This window comes from Aquabacterium sp. (genome assembly GCF_048860245.1).
Lineage (GTDB): Bacteria > Pseudomonadota > Gammaproteobacteria > Burkholderiales > Burkholderiaceae_C > Aquabacterium.
On the sequence record NZ_JBLIZW010000073.1, the window covers coordinates 1 to 20,673 of the forward strand.

The 20,673-nt window shown below is 60.4% G+C and carries 15 protein-coding genes; 3 read left to right on the top strand and 12 right to left on the bottom strand.

Annotated elements, in window-relative coordinates:
* The first annotated feature begins 19 nt into the window (after positions 1 to 19).
* Both rpmB and rpmG read left to right on the top strand, forming a co-directional pair.
* Positions 20 to 253 (top strand): 50S ribosomal protein L28, encoded by a 234-nt coding sequence (rpmB, locus tag ACMV18_RS08600; RefSeq protein ID WP_058087944.1) that lies wholly within the window; start codon positions 20 to 22, stop codon positions 251 to 253.
* A 14-nt stretch (positions 254 to 267) separates the two neighbouring features.
* The gene (rpmG, locus tag ACMV18_RS08605; RefSeq protein WP_374256390.1) at positions 268 to 438 is read left to right on the top strand and encodes a 50S ribosomal protein L33; all 171 of its coding nucleotides are present in this window, start codon (positions 268 to 270) and stop codon (positions 436 to 438) included.
* A 269-nt stretch (positions 439 to 707) separates the two neighbouring features.
* Here rpmG and ACMV18_RS08610 read toward each other — a convergent pair whose 3' ends face one another.
* From ACMV18_RS08610 to ACMV18_RS08650, 9 genes are all read right to left on the bottom strand, one after another.
* Positions 708 to 1,934, bottom strand: a complete 1,227-nt coding sequence (locus ACMV18_RS08610; protein ID WP_420817507.1) for a DesA family fatty acid desaturase — start codon at positions 1,932 to 1,934, stop codon at positions 708 to 710.
* A 129-nt stretch (positions 1,935 to 2,063) separates the two neighbouring features.
* On the bottom strand, positions 2,064 to 2,495 hold the full coding sequence (locus ACMV18_RS08615) for a hypothetical protein (RefSeq protein WP_420817508.1): 432 nt from the start codon (positions 2,493 to 2,495) through the stop codon (positions 2,064 to 2,066).
* A gap of 18 nt (positions 2,496 to 2,513) precedes the next feature.
* Positions 2,514 to 3,788 carry a hypothetical protein gene (locus tag ACMV18_RS08620; protein WP_420817509.1) on the bottom strand — a complete coding sequence of 425 codons (1,275 nt, stop codon included), beginning with the start codon at positions 3,786 to 3,788 and terminating at the stop codon, positions 2,514 to 2,516.
* Positions 3,789 to 3,948: 160 nt separating this feature from the next.
* Positions 3,949 to 4,776, bottom strand: coding sequence for a lysophospholipid acyltransferase family protein (locus ACMV18_RS08625; RefSeq protein WP_420817510.1), 828 nt, complete (start codon positions 4,774 to 4,776; stop codon positions 3,949 to 3,951).
* Positions 4,777 to 4,792: 16 nt separating this feature from the next.
* On the bottom strand, positions 4,793 to 6,118 hold the full coding sequence (locus tag ACMV18_RS08630; RefSeq protein WP_420817511.1) for a dihydroorotase: 1,326 nt from the start codon (positions 6,116 to 6,118) through the stop codon (positions 4,793 to 4,795).
* 6 nt (positions 6,119 to 6,124) lie between these two features.
* Positions 6,125 to 7,084 (bottom strand): aspartate carbamoyltransferase catalytic subunit, encoded by a 960-nt coding sequence (locus ACMV18_RS08635; RefSeq protein ID WP_374256399.1) that lies wholly within the window; start codon positions 7,082 to 7,084, stop codon positions 6,125 to 6,127.
* A complete protein-coding gene (gene pyrR / locus ACMV18_RS08640; protein ID WP_374256400.1) occupies positions 7,084 to 7,587 on the bottom strand; it encodes a bifunctional pyr operon transcriptional regulator/uracil phosphoribosyltransferase PyrR in 504 nt (167 codons plus the stop codon). Before pyrR ends, ACMV18_RS08635 begins: the two co-directional genes overlap by 1 nt.
* Positions 7,588 to 8,016, bottom strand: coding sequence for a Holliday junction resolvase RuvX (gene ruvX, locus ACMV18_RS08645; RefSeq protein WP_374256401.1), 429 nt, complete (start codon positions 8,014 to 8,016; stop codon positions 7,588 to 7,590).
* Positions 8,013 to 8,603 carry a YqgE/AlgH family protein gene (locus tag ACMV18_RS08650; RefSeq protein WP_420817512.1) on the bottom strand — a complete coding sequence of 197 codons (591 nt, stop codon included), beginning with the start codon at positions 8,601 to 8,603 and terminating at the stop codon, positions 8,013 to 8,015. The genes ruvX and ACMV18_RS08650 overlap by 4 nt, the downstream gene beginning before the upstream one ends.
* A gap of 57 nt (positions 8,604 to 8,660) precedes the next feature.
* Here ACMV18_RS08650 and ACMV18_RS08655 point away from each other — a divergent pair, with 57 nt between their 5' ends.
* Positions 8,661 to 10,190: a cryptochrome/photolyase family protein gene (locus ACMV18_RS08655; protein WP_420817513.1), complete on the top strand. Its 1,530-nt coding sequence runs from the start codon at positions 8,661 to 8,663 to the stop codon at positions 10,188 to 10,190.
* A gap of 22 nt (positions 10,191 to 10,212) precedes the next feature.
* Here ACMV18_RS08655 and ACMV18_RS08660 read toward each other — a convergent pair whose 3' ends face one another.
* From ACMV18_RS08660 to ACMV18_RS08670, 3 genes are read right to left on the bottom strand one after another with little or no spacing between them, the layout of a single operon-like run.
* Positions 10,213 to 11,322: a GGDEF domain-containing protein gene (locus tag ACMV18_RS08660; protein ID WP_420817514.1), complete on the bottom strand. Its 1,110-nt coding sequence runs from the start codon at positions 11,320 to 11,322 to the stop codon at positions 10,213 to 10,215.
* A gap of 21 nt (positions 11,323 to 11,343) precedes the next feature.
* On the bottom strand, positions 11,344 to 18,255 hold the full coding sequence (locus tag ACMV18_RS08665; protein WP_420817515.1) for an Hpt domain-containing protein: 6,912 nt from the start codon (positions 18,253 to 18,255) through the stop codon (positions 11,344 to 11,346).
* Between the two features lie 12 nt (positions 18,256 to 18,267).
* Positions 18,268 to 20,523, bottom strand: coding sequence for a methyl-accepting chemotaxis protein (locus ACMV18_RS08670; protein ID WP_420817516.1), 2,256 nt, complete (start codon positions 20,521 to 20,523; stop codon positions 18,268 to 18,270).
* Between the last annotated feature and the right edge of the window lie 150 nt (positions 20,524 to 20,673).

Consider the following 20,673-nt stretch of genomic DNA (forward strand, 5'->3'; position numbering starts at 1 on the left):
CAGCGAACGGAGAAGCGTCATGGCACGCGTCTGTCAAGTCACGGGCAAGGGCCCGATGTCCGGGAACAATGTTTCCCACGCCAACAACAAGACCAAGCGTCGTTTCCTGCCCAACCTGCAGTACCGTCGTTTCTGGGTCGAGAGCGAAAACCGTTGGGTGCGTCTGCGCATCTCGACAGCCGCTCTGCGTCTGATTGACAAAGTGGGTATCGATCAGGTCCTGTCCGACCTGCGCGCCCGTGGCGAACTGTGATTGGAGACTGAACCATGGCTGCTAAAGGCGGACGCGAAAAGATCAAGCTGGAATCCACTGCGGGTACCGGCCACTTCTACACCACTGCTAAGAACAAGAAGACCACGCCTGAAAAGCTGGAATTCATGAAGTTCGACCCCAAGGCTCGTAAGCACGTGCTGTACAAGGAAATCAAGCTGAAGTAATTCAGCCCTTTCCCCAAAAAAACCCGCCTCGCGCAAGCCGGCGGGTTTTTTATTGCCTGAGCCTTCCTGGGGGCACGTCACCCTCAATCCACCCTCAATCGGTTGGACTGCGCGCAGCAGTCCCCACCCTACCCCGCCACGGGCACTGACGCGGCACCATTGCCGCACACCACGAACCCATGACCAGGACACACAAGTCCCATTGAACGGGACAAGAAAAAACCGCCCGAAGGCGGTTTTTTTGGGGAGCTCTGCGACGGGCGCGTTCGTTAGACCGCAGCGGCACGCACCTTCAGCGAGAACTCTTGCAACGCAGCAATGCCGCTGGCTTCAGCGCGCTGACACCAGGCTTGCAGATCCAGCACCAGCTGCTCCGCCGATACGTTGGTACGCGTCCAGAGCGCACGCAGCTCCTCACGCATGGCCAACAGCTTGCTCAATTGGGGGTTGGCATCGCAAACCTGCTGAACCTGCTGCTCCATGCCGACAGGCATTTGCGCCGCATCGCGGTGCACCCAGGGACGCACACGTTTGAGTTGATTGGCAGCCGCCTCTTGGCCAGACGCCTTGAGGCGGACCAGCTCGGCCTTGCAGGCACGACGCACTTCTCGGGCATACCCAGCCATCAGTTCATAACGGTTGGCAACGATGGCTTCCAAGGTCTTCGCATCGACCACAGGCTTGATGTCGCCCAAGGTCAGACGCGGCGGCGTCTTGCGGACCTTGGCCAGCCCCATCAACTCCAGGGCACGGATGTAGCCCCAGCCAATGTCGAACTCATAGGACTTAACAGACAACTTGGCCGACGTGGGATAGGTGTGATGGTTGTTGTGCAACTCTTCACCGCCAATGATGATGCCCCACGGCGAGATGTTGGTGGACGCATCAGGGGCCTCGAAATTGCGATAACCCCAGTAGTGCCCCAAACCGTTGATGATGCCGGCCGCCGTGATCGGGATCCAAACCATCTGGACGGCCCAGACGGTGATGCCAATTGCACCGAACAACGCCAGGTCAATCAGCAGCATGACGATCGGGCCCCAGTTATTGCGGGGGGTATAGAGATTGCGCTCCAGCCAGTCATCGGGGGTACCGTGCCCGTACTTCTTCAGCGTCTCTTCTTTCAGTGCCTCGTCGCGATACAACTCGCGACCACGCAGCAAAACCGTTTGAATCCCATGCGTGACAGGGCTATGAGGGTCTTCCACGGTTTCGCACTTGGCGTGGTGCTTGCGGTGCACCGCCACCCACTGCTTGGTCACCGTGCTGGTGGTCAACCACAACCAGAATCGGAAGAAATGCGACGGAATGGCGTGCAACTCCAAGGCACGATGTGCCTGAGAACGATGCAAGAAGATCGTCACCGACGCAATCGTGATGTGAGTCAGCACCAAGGTGTAAACCACGATCTGCCACCAGGCAGCATCGGCTACACCATTGATCGCCCACGACAGAAGGCCGTCGTGCAGCCATCCAGTAAACGTGAAATCAGACATCAGGAACCTTTCAACGGAACGCGGCATTGTAGAGGTCCCGGCGCAAGCGTTCTTGCCTTAACACAAGACAAAAAAGGGCTGCCACGCCAATGCCAGCGCGACAGCCCTCTTTGAAACGCGGCGAGCGCGTTATTCAACGATCAGAACAACCTTGACACTGCTGTCAACAGCCGACTTTTCGATGTAGCCAATGGCATCCGGATTCGATGCCACGTACTTTTTCACTTCGTTGGCTGCGCCCAATTCCTTGGGAGGGGTGGCCTTACCCGAGAAGGTCAGACGCGCCCAAGTCGCCTTGACCTGCGCAGAAGTCTTGCCAGCGGCCTTGCTATAGAACTGTTCGCGAATCGCACTGGATTCGGGCAAGTCTGCAGGGGCAGCAGCTGCGCCAGAAGGCAGCGTGTTGGTCTTACCCAAGAAGATCGAAGCGACCTGATCTTGAGTCATGGAGGCCAAGGGGCTCTTGGGGTTGACGATGACGGCGACCTGGGCGCTGGCTGCTTGAGCCACCAGCATCAGACCTGCCACAACCAGAGATTGAAGGGTGAACTTGGATTTCATGTTAATGCTCCCTTCGGCTTAGAAGACGAAATCAGCCGCAACGGAGAACACATTGATGTTCTTCTTGTTGGCATAGAAGTTTTGAGCCGCAGAAGTCGACGAGTCTGGCACCAAGAACAAACCATTGCCGTTCGCGGGCTTGACGATGCGATCGACCTGAGCCTTCAAGGCAACACTCGGCATGACATCCCAACGAACACCTACGCTGGTGGTGTGCTGAGCCAAGGTTTGTGTTTTCAAAACCCCCTTAGCAACAGCCAATCCTGTACCTTCCGCCAAATTAGTCGGCGTAAAGCCTGACACATCTGCGTTGGGATCATCCACCTTCAACCTGGAGAACGAAACATACGGCAGCACAGAGCCAAACCGATAGCCTCCCAACAGATACCAACCGGTCGTATCCGCTACGTAACCCTTTGCAATACGACGCTTGGTGTACTCACCATTGATCACAACATTATCGCGGTCCACTGAGAAGCCGATCCCCGAAAATGTCGCTCTGGTGTTGTCAGTCACCAAAGTCGACGCTAATGCAGGCGCCAAGGCAACAGAAGTGCTCGCGATCGCTGACGTGGTCGTCAATTTGCTGGTCATGTGACCCACACGCAGTGAGTAACCACCGTCAAACTCAGCCTGCAGATTCAAGCCCATCATCCGATCCAACGCAACATCGACCGGAGGCACCGACGACAAACCAGGTAGAGCGGAATGCAACGCGCTGGAGTACTCCGCCTTCGAATTGCCACCCCAGACCGTTGCGGTCACATTTGCGGGGCCGACGTTGGCTTGGTAGGACACATCACCGCCATCGACGTAACTGACTGGAACTTGGCCATAGACATCCAAGTTCGGGCGCACCGCGACGTTGGCGTACCCAACATCACGGAAGTCCGAAATCATGAAAAACGGCGCCCCCATGCGACCTGCACGAACGGCCCAGCCATTGGCTGGCTGCCACTTCACGAAGGCCCATTCGAAATTCGGCACGTACGAGCCCTCAGCATCGTACTTGGTCATCACCTGAGCGGTGGCAGACACCGTCGGGGTCACTTTATAGGTACCCTGGACAGCGACCTTGCTGTCGGGATCCAAGCTGAACGTCTTTCCGGCACCACCACCCTGACCAGGGTAGTTGAACAGTGCCTCATCAGTAGTGGTGCGTACCGCACCCAGCGTGCCGAAGCCAGACAGGCTGAAATTGCCATCAGGGGAGGTGTAACCGGCGTGGGCGCTCATGCACGCGACCATGGCCGCGGCGGCAAGGGGAAGGCGCCGAATTTTCTTGTCAGACATTGGAGTGGCTCCTCAACATGGTTGACGGGATGCCACACCGATCCAGCTTCACAATTCTTTTGGAATTCCGGACCGGCGTACATCCACTTTGCCTCAGGGGCTATGTGGATGTCGTCAGAGTAGAGTTACTACTTGACACCTGCAGTCCGAAAAGACGGGATTAATTTGCGCAAATTTTCACATTTGCAGCATCTATTTCGTCATACAGAACTTTTTCGATGCCATTTCGCAGTTCGGAAGCAATGGCTCGACGATCCGCATGGGACACGGATTGCGACGGCAGCACAGTGACGTGCACCGATAAACCATTGGCAGACACCACCCACCATAGAGACTGCATCAGGCTGGTGTCCCCCACATAGGCAGCTTTGGCACTGACCGGCGCATCTGGGTCGGCATAGCGCAAGACCACGGGCTGAACCGGCACGTGAGCGTCAATGGCAGCCTGCAGCAAGTTGGGATGGAAATGCATGACGCTGTGACCACTGCCCGTCGTCCCCTCCGGGAAAACGGCGACCGTGTGGCCCTCTCGCAACGATTGGGCCATCAAACCCAGCACACGCATGGCGTCGCGACGGCGCTCCCGGGTGAGATACAGCGTGCCGGCGGCCGTCACCAGCCGCCCAATCAGCGGCCAACGCCCCACCTCGGCCTTCGAAACGAAGCGCGACGGCACGACTGAATTGATGGCCACGATGTCCAGCCACGAGATGTGATTGGCGACCACCAGCTTGGCACCCTCATGCGCGCGCCCCCGAACATGCAGTTCAATGCCCAAGATTTGCAGCAGCTTGCAAGACCACTTCAAGTTCTCGTCACGCCACCCATGCTCATCCAGCCCGGGCCAGATGATCCATGACTTGACCCATGCCACCAGAACATGCCCCAACACACGGGCCAGGCGCCAAATGGCCACGGGCAATCGCCACAGCGACACAGGGGGCACCGATGCCACAGAAGAGGACACACCTAAGTTGCCAGTCGACATCCGCGCTCAGCCTTGCTTATTCCGCTTCGTGAGCAACTTGCCCAGCCACGAGCGTCAGGCGCACGCGACCGGCCAACTCGAAGCCAGAGGTCTGGAAGGCGAACGGGGTGTGCTTGCCTTGGCTGACCAGCACATCGGGTTGCACGGGCCAGCGGGCGGCGAGATCAAACACCACCACATCGGCAACGCCGCCCGGTGTCAAGCGACCAGCGCTGGACGACAAAGAGCCCAACGCATCACCCAGCACCTTCACCGGTCCTTGGGTCACCACGGCCAACGCACGGCGAAGCTTCTCAGCGTCGGGCTGATCGGTCTGGTCGGCCCCCGACCACTTCAGCGCCAGGCTGAGCAGAAGCTCCAGCCCCGTGGCACCCGGTGTGGCTTCGCCAAATGGCAGATTCTTCTCATCGGCGCTGACCGGGTTGTGGTCAGACACCAGGGCATCCAGCGTGCCGTCGGCCAACCCCGCCTGCAAGGCATCGCGGTCACGGCCCTGACGCAGAGGAGGCGTGACACGCATGGACGAGTTGAAGAAGCCGATGTCCAGATCGGTCAGCATGAGGGAGTTGATGCTGACATCAGCCGTGATCGGCAAACCTTGCGCCTTGGCCTGACGGACCAGATCCACGCCCGCTGCGCTCGACAGGCGGCACAAGTGAACGCGGGCGCCCGTGGTGCGCACCAACTCGACGATGGTGTGAATGGCGATGGTTTCAGCCGTGACGGGCACGCCAGACAAGCCCAGACGCGTGGCCACCGGGCCACTGGCCGCCACACCCTTGCCCAACCAAGGGTCTTGCGGGCGCAGCCAGACGGTGTAGCCAAAGGTGGCGGCGTACTGCATGGCACGCACCAGAACCTGCGTGTCCTTGATGGGGTGTTCGGCCTGCGAATAGCCCACACAACCGGCCTCTTGCAGTTCGGCCATTTCGGTCAGGTTCTCGCCCTTGCGGCCGCGGGTCAACGCGCCCAAGGGGAACAGACGACAGCGGCTGAGCTTGCGCGCACGCAACTTCAACATCTCCACCAGGCCGGGTTCATCCAGCGCCGGATCGGTGTCGGGCAAACAGATGACGCTGGTGACCCCACCTGCTGCCGCAGCCGCCAGTTCGGATTCGAGCATGCCTTCGTGCTCATGGCCGGGCTCACGCAGTCGGGCAGCCAGGTCCACCAGGCCGGGCGCCACGATCAGGCCCGTGGCGTCGATGGTGCGATCGGGGGCGAAGTCGGCGCTCACCGAACCCATTGCCGAAATACGGCCACCCGCGATGGCCAAGTCACCGACCTGGTCCAGGCCGGATGCGGGATCGACCAGTCGGCCGTTCTTGATCAGAATCTTCATGATGGATCAGGCCTCGTTGCCAGCCAGAATGGACATCACGGCCATGCGCACGGCAATGCCGAACGTGACCTGGGGCAGGATGACGCTTTGCTTGCCATCGGCCACAGCGGAGTCAATTTCCACGCCACGGTTGATGGGGCCTGGGTGCATCACGATGGCGTCCGACTTGGCCAGCGCCAGCTTGGATTCGGTCAGACCGAACTCCTTGAAGAATTCACCCGCGCTGGGCAGCATGCCGCCCGACATGCGTTCGTTTTGCAGACGCAGCATGATGACCACGTCGGCATCCTTGATGCCCTCTTCCATGCTGTGGCAGACACGCACACCCATCTCGCGCAGGTCGCCGGGCACCAGAGTGCGAGGGCCGACCACACGCACCTCGGGCACGCCCAAGGTCGTCAGCGCATGGATGTTGGAGCGCGCCACGCGGGAGTGCACGATGTCCCCCACGATCGCCACCGTCAGATTGGTGAAATCCTTCTTGTAGTGGCGGATGGTGTACATGTCCAGCAGCGCCTGGGTGGGGTGCGCGTGGCGACCGTCACCGGCGTTGACCACGTGCACATGGGGTGCGACGTGCTGGGCAATCAGGTAGGGGGCACCGGACTCGGAGTGACGCACCACAAACATGTCGGCGCTCATGGCCGACAGGTTGGAAATGGTGTCCAGCAGGCTTTCACCCTTGGAAGCCGACGAACGGGCGATGTCCAGGTTGATGACGTCGGCGCTCAGGCGCTTGGCCGCAATCTCGAACGTGGTGCGGGTGCGGGTGCTGTTCTCGAAGAACAGGTTGAACACGCTCTTGCCACGCAAGAGCGGCACCTTCTTGACCTCGCGCTCATTGACGCTCAGAAACTGCTCAGCCGTGTCCAGAATCTGGTGAATGATGGCCTTGGGCAGGCCTTCGGTGGAAAGCAGGTGAATCAGTTCACCGTGCTTGTTGAGTTGGGGGTTGGTCCTGACCATCAGTCCCTCTCGAAATGGAATTGGAAGCGGCCGTCTTCAGCGCGGTCAAGGGCGACACGCTCTTCAGAGGGCAAGGTAATGCGGGCGGCCGACAAGGCGGGCTCAAACGGCAACTGGCGACCACCACGGTCCACCAGCACCGCCAGGGTGACGCTGGCCGGACGGCCAAAGTCAAACAGCTCATTGAGCACCGCACGGGTGGTGCGGCCGGTATAGATCACGTCATCGATCAACAGGATGTGGGCGCCATCCACCTCGAAAGGCAAATGGGTCGCATCTTTGGAGGACACCATGCCGCGCGAGCCGAAGTCGTCGCGGTGCAGCGCCGACGAGATGACGCCATGCGGGGTCTTGAGTCCCAGATCGGCATTGAGGCGCTCGGCCAGCCAGGCGCCACCCGACCACACGCCGACCAGCACAGTCTCGGGGGTCACGATGCGGCGCACGCCGACCAGCAGGTTGGCGTACAGGGCCTCTGCGTCAAGGTGTAGGGTATGGCTCACTCAGGCCTCTCCAGAAGAATCACCCTCGGGATGATCGTTGAAATACTGTTGCAGGAGGATGGCAGCCGAGGCCGCATCCAGATCCTTGGCACCATAGGCATGGGCCTCGGTTGTGGAATACCGCTCGTCCACCTCGTAAACCGGCAGATGAAAGCGTCCCCGTAACTGCCCTCCGAACTTGCGCGCCCGGACGGTGTTCTCATGCTCTGCTCCATCGGGGTGGAAGGGTACGCCAATCACCAACGCATGGGGCTGCCATTCGTCAATCAGGCGTGCAATCTGCTCGAAACGGAGCTTGCCTTCCGCATCAATGGTGCGCAGGGGCTGCGCCTGGCGCGACACACTGTTCCCTGTGGCCACGCCCACGCGCTTCAGACCGTAATCAAAGGCCAGGTACTGTCGCAAGGCGCCGGACATCAGCCCGCTCATGCGTGGCCCGCCTCGCCCATCAGGAAACTGCGGTCGATGCCCAGCAACGACAGCGCACGGTCGTAGCGTTGTTCCACCGGCGTATCAAAAATGACGGCCGGATCTGCATGGACGGTCAGCCAGCCGTTGCGCGAGATCTCGTCTTCCAGTTGCCCGGCGCTCCACCCCGAATATCCCAGGGTGATGAACACCTTGCGAGGCCCTGCCCCGTTGGACAATGCCTCCAGCACGTCGCGGGAAGTGGTCATCTCCAGGCCTTGTGCAATCTTCAAGGTGGAGTTGTAGTGCCCACCCTCGTCGTCCAGACTTTCGTGCAGCACAAAACCACGCTCGGTTTGCACCGTTCCACCCAGATACACGGGGCGCTCAGCCAGATCGCCACGGTCCAAAGGCAAATCCACCTTCTCGAACAGGTTCTTGAGACTGATGTCAATCGGGCGATTGATCACCAATCCCAGCGCGCCTTTTTCGTTGTGCTCGCACAGATAGACCACCGTACCGGCAAAATTGCCGTCACTCATGCCTGGCATGGCAATGAGAAACTGGTTGGTCAGATTGATGGGTGTAGAAGAAGCGCCTGAGGACATGTCCGTCATTTTAGATGCCCTGCCCCACCCCTGCTGACTTGATGTGAATGCCCGATCATGAATGTGTCTAACGCTTCCGCTTTGGTCTGGTTTCGTCGCGATTTGCGCAGCGAGGACCATGCCGCTCTCTTCCATGCTCTCAAGAGCAACGGCAGGGTGTGGTGCGCCTTCGTTTTCGACAGCGACATTCTGGAATCCTTGCCACGCCAGGACCGACGCGTCGCGTTCATCCATGACAGCATCGTCGAGCTGGATCAAAAGCTCCGTGAAGCGGCCTTGCAAGCAGGGGTCAAACACCCGGAGCGTTGCGGGCTGATCGTGCGATATGGCGCCGCCAGGGCTGTAATCCCTCAGCTGGCCGCCGAGCTGGGCGTGCAAACCGTCTTTGCCAACCATGACGACGAGCCCGCCGCCTTGGCCCGCGACGCTGCGGTGCGGGGCCGACTGAGTGACATTGGCGCGGCGCTTTACACGCTCAAAGACCATGTCATTTTTGAACGCAACGAAGTTCTGACGGGCAACGACACGCCCTACGGCGTGTTCACACCCTACAAAAATGCGTGGCTGAAGAAAATCGAACCGTTTTACGTCAAGCCCTATCCGGTCCACCGTTATGCAGCCCATCTCGCACCGGTCCCGTCTGGCGTGGACACCATGGGCGAACAGCACATCCCGTCTTTGAGCCAGATGGGATTTGAGGGTGTCGGCGCCCTGAAGGTGCCACCGGGCATGTCTGGCGCACAGCGTTTGCTGGACGACTTTCTGCATCGCATCGACCGCTACGACGAAACGCGGGACTTCCCAGGGATCAAAGGCCCCAGCTACCTCTCGACGCACCTGCGTTTCGGCACCGTGTCGATCCGCCAATTGGTGGATCTGGCTTGGACACGGGCCCAGGCCGGCTCATCTGGCGCGCAAACCTGGTTATCTGAGCTCATCTGGCGGGACTTCTACCATCAGATCCTGTTTCATCACCCGCACGTCGTGGGCAATGCCTACAAGCGCGAGTACGACAGGATCAAGTGGGCACATGGGGCCAAAGCCAATGCCCACTTTCAGGCCTGGTGCGAGGGCCGAACCGGCTACCCGCTGGTCGATGCTGCCATGCGCCAACTCAACCAGACGGGCTACATGCACAACCGCTTGCGCATGGTGGTAGCCAGCTTTCTGGTGAAAGACCTGGGCATCGACTGGCGCAAGGGCGAAGCCTACTTCGCCGAAAAGCTGTTGGACTTCGATCTGGCCGCCAACAATGGTGGCTGGCAATGGGCGGCATCCACCGGCTGCGATGCCCAGCCGTGGTTCCGCATCTTCAACCCCATCAGTCAAAGCGAAAAGTTTGACCCGCAGGGCAAATTCATCCGGCGCTATGTCCCGGAGTTGGCGCATCTTCCGGACGCTGCCATCCATGCCCCATGGGAGGCTCGGCCCGCAGACCTCGCAGCCAGCGATGACTTCGTGATCGGCCGAGATTACCCTGCGCCCATCGTGCAGCACGATGAAGCGCGCGCCGAGACATTGGCCCGCTATGCGGTGGTCAAAGAGGCTGCAGAAAAAACAACGCCGCGTTCCAAGACGCGGCGCTGATCACTGTGTCGGCGGATGGCGGTCAGAACAACTCGACATCGCCAACGTGCTGGCCTTCATTCTCCAAAATCCCGGCACGCACCAAGGCGTCGTAGCACAGGACCTGATTTCGTCCTTGATGTTTGGCCTGGTAAACCGCTTGGTCTGCACGCTCGAACGCCTGACTGGGCGTGTCTTTCGGCTGCACCTCTGTGAAGCCCAGACTCACCGTCACACGCCCCACCTGAGGGAAGGCGTAACCTTCAACATTGCAACGGAACCGCTCAAAGGCGGCCAGCGCATCAGCCTCTGACCCGCCGCGCAGCAGGACCACAAATTCCTCGCCACCAAAGCGATACAAGCGGTCGTAATGGCGGAATGACTGGCGCATGATCCGCGCCACCAGCACCAACACTTCATCGCCGATCAAATGGCCAAACCGGTCGTTCACCAACTTGAAGTGGTCGATGTCAATGACGCCCAACCAATATCCGGTTGAGCTGTTCGCACGTCGATCGCTGTCTGAGGTGTTGATGGGCTCCGACGCACCCAGCATCGACGCCTTCAAGAAAGTCGCATCGAAGGTCTGCCGGTTCAGCAGCCCCGTCAAAGCGTCTCGCTGACTGGATTCCAATAGGTTCTGGAAATTGCCAAACACTCGAAGCAAGGTCTGAATCGTGCGCAAGGCCCCCGCCGTCAGGGGCTGATCTGCGTGCAACTCCAGCACCCCAGGCAGCCCGACCTCCACCATCAAAGGCAGCACCGTCACGAAGCGTTGGTCTGGCGCCAACAAACTGGCGCTGGGTAGCTCGGCTTGCTCCAGCAGTCGCGAATCCAGCACCAGTTGGCGCAACGGGAAAGCTTCCAGAGTGGGCAGCGACTCCAAGTCCACCCACGAGGGATCGTTGACCGTCACCTGGCCCCGACGGGCCAAGCCGCAACAGAGCCACCGCCGTGTTTCATGCTCGCTGCCAACAAGCCGGTACACACCGACACTGGACACTGGCAGCAGATCCAGCACGCTCTGCGCCAGCGAAACGTCCAACAACTCGCGATCTCGCTGCGCGGTCAACGCTGCGAGATGGGAGATGGCATCCCCCGACTCCTGAGCGGAGCCTTCGAGGGGGTCTGACGGTTGAGCCGAGGGCGACAAGATGACTACTTCGTTTGTCTATCACACCGCTGCCAGTTGCCCGGCAACGTACTGCGCAACCAATGCTAGCAGCTCTTCTTCACCATAGGGTTTACCCAGGTAGTGATTCACACCCAATTCAACGGCGTAATCACGATGTTTCTGAGCGATTCGCGAGGTGATCATGATGACCGGCAGATCAGCCAGCTTGGCGTCTGCGCGGATGTTGCGCACCAAGTCGAAGCCATCCATGCGAGGCATCTCAATGTCTGACAGCACCACAGATGGACGCTCTTCGGCCAGCATTTCCAGCGCTTCCAGACTGTCCTTCGCCAACGCCACGCGGTAGCCTTCACGCGCCAGCAGTCGTTGCGTCACGCGACGAACCGTCAGCGAGTCATCGACCACCAAGACCAGCGGTGCCAGCATTTCAGCTTCGGCTTCCTGGGTCGTGGTGCCCAGATCCGCCTCAGGCAGATGGCTGGCCTCTAGAGCCTGCTGCGTCCAGCTGTGCGCGCGAGCTCCATACACGGTCGCCAACGCCACAGGGTTGTAGATCAGCGAAACCGCACCGGACGCCAGCAACGTCAGCCCAGCCAAGCCTGGCATGCGTGACAACTGCGTACCCAGGTTCTTCACCACCACTTCCTGGTTGCCCAGCACTTCGTCAACGTGCAGCGCAATACGCTGTGCTGCCGATCGCATGATCACAATCGGCAAGGTACGGGCAACCATTTCCTGGCTACGCGGCGTGAAGTCCAGCAGCGAGCCCAACCAGTAGAACGAGAGCAGTTGATCGCCAGCAGCGAAACTGCCTTGCTGGTATGCCGTGTCGACCTCGGCAGGGCGTGCGCGGCGAACAAGTTCCACCAAGTGCGTCGGCACCGCCACGGTGTGCGCGCCGCAGCGCAGCATGACCACTTGGGTGACCGCGGTGGTCAGCGGCAGCACCAGCGTGAAGCTGGTACCGCGACCAGGTGAAGTGGCGGTTTCAATGCGACCACCCATGGCGTTCACTTCGGAACGAACCACATCCATCCCGATACCACGGCCAGCCAACTCGGTCACTCGATCAGCCGTCGTGAAGCCTGGCGTGAAAATCAACTGGGCCAACTCGTTGTCTGATGGGGCATCAGATGCCGAGATCAAACCGGTTGCTTCCGCCTTTTCACGGATACGCGGCAAATTGAGGCCAGCGCCGTCATCACGGAACTCGATCGCCACTTCATTGCCCTCTTGGCGCAACGACACGGTGACCAGACCTGCAGCATCCTTGCCAGAGGCCAAGCGCACTTCAGGCGACTCAATCCCGTGAGAAATACAGTTACGCAGCAAGTGCTCAAATGCGCCGGTCATCCGGTCGAGCACGCCACGGTCAATTTCCGTTGCGCCCCCGACGATGTCCAGACGCACCTGTTTGCCCGTTTCCTTGGCAGCCAGACGCACCACGCGATAGAGGCGATCCGAAACGCCTTCGAACTCCACCATCCGGGTCCGCAGCAGATCGTCTTGCAAGTCACGGGTCAAACGGGCCTGTGCCGCCAACTGGTCTTCTGCCGTTTCCAGGTTGCGTTGCAGCGTGCGCTGAACCGTGGCCACGTCGTTGACCGATTCGGCCATCATCCGTGTCAATTCCTGGAAGCGTGTGTAACGGTCGAATTCGAGCGGATCAAAGTCCTGGCTGGCCGCACGCGCGGCTTCCATCCGTGTCGACATTTGCGTTTCGGCTTGCAGCTCGATGTCACGCAGTTGCTGACGCAGACGTTCCAAGTTATCGGTCAGGTCGTTCAGCGAGCCACGGATCTGACCCACTTGCGATTCCAGACGTGTGCGCGTGATGGACACTTCACCCGCATGGTTCACCAAACGATCCAGCAGTTGAGGACGGACCCGCACCGCAGCCTGAGAAGCTGCCTGCGCCATGTCACGCACCACGCGCTGCGAGCTTTGCCATCCGCTGGCCGTCAAAGCAGCCCAGTTGATCGGATTGAGCTTCAGTTCAGGCGCCTGACGCAGGCCAGTTGCACGAACCGGTTCGCTCGATGCATCTTCACCAGACGAGCCATCAGCGGCTTGCTCTGCCTCAGCCAACATGGCCACCACTTCGCCGGACTCATCCTGCACCAAGTCTTGCAACGGCAGATCGCTGTCGACGTTCAGAGGCGAATCGGTCAGGACCAGATCTGGCTCAGGCAATGCCTCCACCGCGGTGGGCGCCACAACCTCATGCGCCACTTCCGCTTCGACACGCTGAACCTCTGCTTCGTAAGCTTGCGCGTCCTGCTTTTGCAGGCCCTCGAAAACCTCGATCAAACGGTCCACACGCGCCTCAAGCGGCTCGACGTCCTGAGCGGTCATTTGCTCGGAGGCCAGCAGTCGCTCAATGGTCGACTCAAGGCGGTGGGCCAGCTCGCCCAAGCGCATCGCACCTGACAAGCGCGCACCGCCCTTGAAGGTGTGGAGCGTACGCATGCAGGCCGTCGCAGACGCGACATCATCCGGACGCTGCGCCCATTGACGCACTTCGGTTGCCAGCTGCGGCAACAGCTCCTGTGCTTCTTCTTCGAAGATCGGGAACAGATCCACGTCGACATGGTCGACGGCATCGATGTCAGCTTCGTCTTCCCAATGACCAAGGTCACTGGCCGTCACGGAAACGGCACCAGACGATGGCAACTGGGGAAGCTCATCCAAAGACTTGAATTCGGCGACGCCCAGTGCAACCGGTTGCACCAACTGCGCCAACTCGCTAACGGGCGCGTCTGACACAGTCTCTTCGACGACAGGCTCTTCAACCACATCCGAAGCCGACACCTCGCTCGGCAGCGATTCGCTCAACGCTTCGTCGGCACGAACCAAGCGAAGGTGTGGACGCTCGCCTGCGGGCATGGTGGGGATGCCATCATCCAGCGGGATGGCCCCCGACGGCACGTCCAGATCACCCACCAAGCTCTGCGCCTCGATGCGACGCGACGCATCGTGGTCGTAGTGCTCCAGACGCTGCATCAATTCGTCAGACGGCGTCTTCAAGAACCCCGCGGCGAACTGGTGCAACAGTCGACGGATTTCTTCTGCGGCATCGTTGAACAACTCTGCCGTGGCTTCATCACCGCCACCCAGTGTTTGGGAGCGCATCAACGAGTGCTCAAGCAGGCGCGCCAACTGTGACAGCTCTGCATAGCCCACAGTCGCCGAATTGCCAGCCAGAGAGTGCGCCAACGCCACCGCATCGTCGCCCACTGGCGCATGGAACTCCAACGCCCACTCGCTGAGTGCGGTACTCAAACGGCGAGACTGTTCGTCTGCCTCGTTGAGATAGATGTTGAACAGAGGGATGCTGATCCGCAGCGGACCGACCACCTTCACCTGCTCATCATCGACATCCACAGCGTCGCTGACCTCGATGCTGTCTGCTGGCTCTGCGCCATCCGCAATGGCTGGCAGCTCATTTGGCACCACGACTTCTTCGCCAGGCACGTCGATATGCGCCTGCTCTTCCAGCTCGGGCACCACCTCGGCAGACAAGGCCTCTGGCTCGACCAGATCCAGCGCACCGGCTTGCGTGATCTCATCGCTGTCCAGATCCACCACATCACGCAATTCCAGCGTGTTGAGATCCAGCTCGATTTCGGGCGATACCGCGTCAGCATCCAGCACCGGCGTTTCGATCGACAACTCAGAATCAGCCTGCGTCGGCAAGGGCAGCAACTCGTCCGTCTCGGCAACCACGTCCAGAGCGGCTTCTGATTCGATCACCTCGACGGATGGCTCGACGTCTTCCAGCACCAAGTCAGGCAGATCCACCAACTCAGGCGCGGGCTCGCCCGCCAGCGATGCTTCGGGCACTTCCTGCACGAACGCTTCTGTCACCAACTCAACCGGTTCATCGGTTGCGACCGGCTCCTCAACGGGCAATGCTTCGACCAGCTCCAGATCCGACGGCACCTCCTCGATGAGAGGTTCATCCAGCGACAAGGCGGTCAAATCATCCGCAGCCTCGACTTCGGCAACGGGCGGCTCAGATTCTTCGGTGACTGGCGCGGCATCCAAGTCGAAGTCCAACTCCAGCAGCTCTTCTGCAGGCAACTCGACGGACTCGATCACCTCGGCAGCAGGCTCGGACACTTCCAGCGCAACGTCTGGCTCCACCGTGGTCGGCTCAAAGGCTTCTTCGACGGCGGGCAACTCCGTGCTCAGCTCCAGGTCGGGCAATGCTTGCGCCAGCTCTGGCGCGTCCGAAGTCTCCACCAAGTCGATGAGCACATCGGGCTCCGCAACCGGCGCAGACTCAAGCTCGAACTCAACCGCCTGATCCACCTCTGGCAGTTCAACGACCGGTGTCGCCGCAGCCAACTCGTCCGCCAACGACAAGCGCTGACCGTGCAGTCGCAGCGCCTCAGCCACCTTGGTGACCGGCTCGTGGCGCCATTGCGCATCGTCACGATTGGCGATGGCATCCGTCCATGCCTCGAAGTGCGACAGCAATTCGCCCGTCACGGCCAGCAGATCTTCGCCAGCAGGCTCTTGGGTCGCCAAGCAAGCGTTGTACAGCTGCTCGCACGCCCAGCCTGCCTCACCATATTCCTTGAGCCCGACCATGCGCGAGCTGCCCTTCAGGGTATGGAAGGCGCGGCGAACGGAGGTCATCGCAGAGACATCGCTCGGATGACGCGCCAGATCGGCCAAGCCAGAACGCGCGGTCTCGATCACTTCGCGCGCCTCTTCAAGGAAGATGTCGCGCATCTCGTCGTCTTCTTCCAACCCGGTCTCGACCGGGGCGGCAACGGCGGCAGGCATCAAGGGGGCAGGCGCAGGTGCGGACTCTGCAGGGGTCAAATCCAGCGTGGCATCGTCAGAAACCGACTGCGTGAAGTCCGACAACACTTGCGCGACCTGTTCACGCGCGGCAGCAACAGCATCAGAGTCATCTGACGACTGTGCGGTTGCCAGCGCTGCTTGCGCGGCGGCCAGGCTGTCCGCCAAGTCCGTTTGTTCCTGAACGTGTGGCGTCTCAACCAGTTTTTGCAGATGCTCCGACACATCGCTGAGCGATGCTTCGTCACTTTGCAGGGCGAGCACCACGTCTTCCGCAGCCGCCTGAGCCTCTTCCAGCTGGATTTGCTCGACGTGCTGGGCAACCGCCTCGACAGGGTCTTCCGGCAACGTGACAGTCTTCTTTTCACGCCCCATCACAGGCGACAGGATGCCCGATGCTTCGTCGTACTGGAACAAGGACTTGGCCAAGGTGGGCTGCACGCCCACCATGTCAATCAGGAAGCCCAGTGCACCGAGATTGGACGCCAGACGATCAAAGACACCGTCTTGTGCAGCCTGATCCAGATCGGTCTCGGGCAACAAAAGAAGGTTGATGTCGTCGCGCATGCGAACCGTGGCTTGCGCAGCCAGATCCATGCCCAGCACGGCCAACACCCCGCGCATCGATTGCAGCAAGGAAGGGACGGCCGCCAAAGGCGAACGCTCCTGCGGCGCGCGGAAGAATTCGTCAATGTGCTTTTCGCACTCGGTCAGCGTGCCACGCAGCTCTTCCACCACCGACCCGATGGTCTGGCGATCTGACACGCGACGGTACAACTCCTCCATCCAGCTTTCCAGCGGCTGGGCGGGTTGACCTTGGGCGACATTTCGAATGCGTTCGGCCAAACGCAACACACGCGGCTGCTGCTCAGGCTGATCAAACTCACCGTCTTCCAGGCAAGCTTCGATGTAGAGCAAGCTGGTCGCCACTTCCATGGCCAGACTGGGTTCCGGCGCCTTGGCCTGCGTGACCGTGGTCTGGGCGGCTTGGCTCAGCGCATCGGCCAGTTCATCACCTTGTGGGAACAGGCGACGCAACGAGTCGCACACCAGGGCGAATTGCTCGTTCAAGCCCCCCAGACGCAGCAATTCGTCGGCGGCAACGGCTGACCAGCCGTCCTTGGCGCCGGCCACGCGCTTGAGCGCCTGCGTGATCCATGCGGGATCGTATTTGCCCAAGCTGGATGCGGACAAATTGACCGGCTTGTGGCGCTGCAACCCGAAGGTGCGGCGAACGCGGGCCAAAACCGAGTCGTGATCTGAAGGGACCTCACCGGCTTGCGCGCAGAAGAACAGCAGTTCGCTGGCGAGGCGATCGGAAGGCACACCCTTCCCCTTCACCAACACCCGCAACTGACTCAGCAAGGAAGACAGCACACGCTTGGCGTGCACGCTCAGCGGCACGTGGTTGCCAGCCAGGCCTTCCAGGAAACCGCTGGCCAACATCCAAGTCGCGGACTCGCGATGTGCCTGTCGCTGGGTTGCATCGGTGGCCAACTCGGCACACAGCTTGGCCAAGGCCACCGCATCGGCCGGTTGATTGCGACGCAGCAGCTTCAGCAAGCCGTGCTCGAACTCGCTCACGGTTGCGGCATCGGCCGCACGTGGCATCACGCCCTCGGGCGGCGCCAACGGTGCTTCCAGAGACAAGGATGGCCATTCCTGCGCCCACAAATCAGTGGGGCGCGCCATGCCACCACCCGATCGCGCAACCAGCACCTCGTACTGAGGGAACATCGACATCGCAGACACGGACTTGCCGGCCAAACGACGCCCGATGTAGTCGAGCAATGCGAACGACGCACGCTCGATCTCGCGCACGACTTCTTCGTTGATGGACTGAGGCCGGTTCACCAGCTTCTGCACAACGGCCTCACTGGCCCGCAGCAGCGTCGCCCCGGCGGACAGTCCTGCCAGTTCGAGCGCCCCAACACTCTGGTGAATTTGCTGGCGTGCCGTGCGAAGCACAGCTGGGTCCAGCGAATCCATGTCGGACAAGCCGTGAGAGGAAACCTCTTTCAGGCAACGATGGAGCGCCTTGTGGGCAGCATCCAGAGACTTGCGCAGTTCCTCATGCACCCACGCCAGGGCACTGAGGTCATCCGAGGGCGACGAGGCGTCGAGGTGCAGGCTGTCCATGAATCATCCAGCTCAGGAAGCAATCTTGAATCGAGACACCGATTGTTGGAGTTCTTGGGCGGTACGAGACAGCTCACGAACCAGTTGCGTGGTCGAACGCGTACCCTCTCCAGTCTGCTCGGTCACCGCGAAAATGTGCTGGATGTTGGCCACCACCACGTTCGCAGATTCAGCTTCGCGCAGAGCCGGTGCAGAAATCTGTTCAATCAGTTCAGCAAGTCGGCGAGACACGCGGTCGATGTCACCCAGTGCAGAACCGGCGGCGTCAGAGAGTCGGGCCCCTTCCACCACACCCTGCGTGGAACGTTCCATAGCGGCCACGGCATCTTGGGTATCGGTCTGAATGGTACGCACCAGCGCCGCAATTTCGCGGGTCGCGTCGGCAGAACGTTCAGCCAGACGCTGCACTTCTTCGGCCACCACAGAGAAGCCGCGACCGGCTTCACCGGCAGACGCCGCTTGAATGGCGGCGTTCAGCGCCAGCACGTTGGTCTGTTCGGTAATGTCGGAAATCAGTTCAGTGATTTCACCGATTTCCTGTGACGATTCACCCAGACGCTTGATTCGCTTGGACGTGTCCTGAATCTGCTCACGGATGGTGTTCATACCACCGATGGCGTTTTGCACGGCCTGCAGACCGGAGTCAGCAGCGGCCAGCGATTGGCGCGCCACTTCAGCGGATTGCTGAGCTTGTGCGGACACTTCGTTAATCCGGCCTGCCATGTGCAGCACCGATTCACCGGTTTCGCGAATTTCACGCAACTGTTCGTCAGAAGCGGCCAGCAGTTCGGTCGAAGTGGCTTCCACCTGACCGGTGGTGTCGGTCACCCGTTGCACCGTGCCCTGCACCTGGGCCACCAGCGTACGCAGCTCTTCCACCGTGAAGTTCACCGAGTCAGCAATCGCGCCGGTGATGTCTTCGGTCACCGTCGCTTGTTGCGTCAAGTCACCTTCAGCCACAGACTGCAGTTCGTTCATCAAACGCAGAATCGCAGCCTGGTTGGCATCGTTGACGCGCTTGGCTTCACGTTCTTGACGTTCCGCTTCCTGACGCTGGAATTCAGCGATCTGACGGCGATGCGTCTGGTCGGTCAGGAACACGCGCAGCAGGCCGTAAGCCGATGCCACGGTCAAGCCCAGGAACATCAGGATCAGCACAACGTTGAACCCGCCGATACCGGAACCATCCGACAGCTTCTGCTGCACTTGCTCCAGCCCCTTGCGCAGCGGTTCACTGTCGTCAATCACGGCCACTTGCGCATCACGTGCAGACACCAGACCTTGCAGCGAACCCAGGATGTAGGTCGACTGGGTACGGGTGCGCTCGAAAATGCTCAACAGCGCTTCCAGTTGTTCGCGCGTCTCAGCTTTCTTGGCCGCAGCCAGGTGCAACTCGGAGCTGCCATTCAGCAGGCCTTCTGCGATTTCCTTGAACGCGTTCAAGTCCTTACCCAGCAGGAAGACGGCCTCGGTCGACACACCTTCCACCGTCAGGAATTCGTTGGCAGACTTACCGATACGCTGCGTCAGCATCACCAACTGGTTCAAGGCTTGCGCCTCAGCGGGCGACACGCTGCCACCCTCCAGACGGCTGGCGGCAATTCCTTCCGCCAAGTCCATCAGTTCAGAGGACTGACCGTTCACTTCCTTCAGCGCCTGGCTCACCTGAATCAGGGTTTGCTTCTGGCTCAAAACGAAGTTCGCGTTCTTTTCTGCGCGCTGCACCAGAGGCAGCAGCGGATCGAGTGCCTCGCGTGCACCGCCCGAGAGTTCGCGCAAGCCCATGCTGCTGTCACCAGAAGACAGCCCGCGAACGTTGGTTGCCAGAACCTTCGAGCTCTCGGCCACTTCCTGGAACGCAGGAACACGACCGATCAATGCCTGAGACACCGACTTCGCCAAACGCTGAGACTGCATCAGTGCCTGACCGGTCGCACCGGTCTGCGCCGCACGACGGTCTGCGGAGTTCACCGACAAGAACGCCCCCAACACCAGACCGAGCACGCCGACAGCCAAGGCGCCACCGAGCATCCGTTGCTGCGCATCCAGGCGCAAATGCCCGATCAGCGGGAGCCCCGAACGTGGCTCATCCACGTCCGGCTCGGTTTCTTCCACTTGCTGACGATAGTCAGCCGGGAACTCCGACGGCGCGGCTTCAGAAATGATCGAATCACCCTGACCGGCCACTGGTGGCTGCAACGTCGATGGTGACGCTTGGGTGTCTGCACCCTGGGCACCCGCCGCTGTGGCGGCGCCTTCCGTACTCAAGGCCTCGACCTCCCGAGTTCGACACCAAAATGCCGATTTCGCGTTTTTGGTGAAGCCGCTTCCATGTGAATCAACGACTTATGCACATTTTTGCGGAAGTTTTGTAGTGGCAACTGCATGAATGCTTTGTAGTGGCGCAATTGGGGTGTT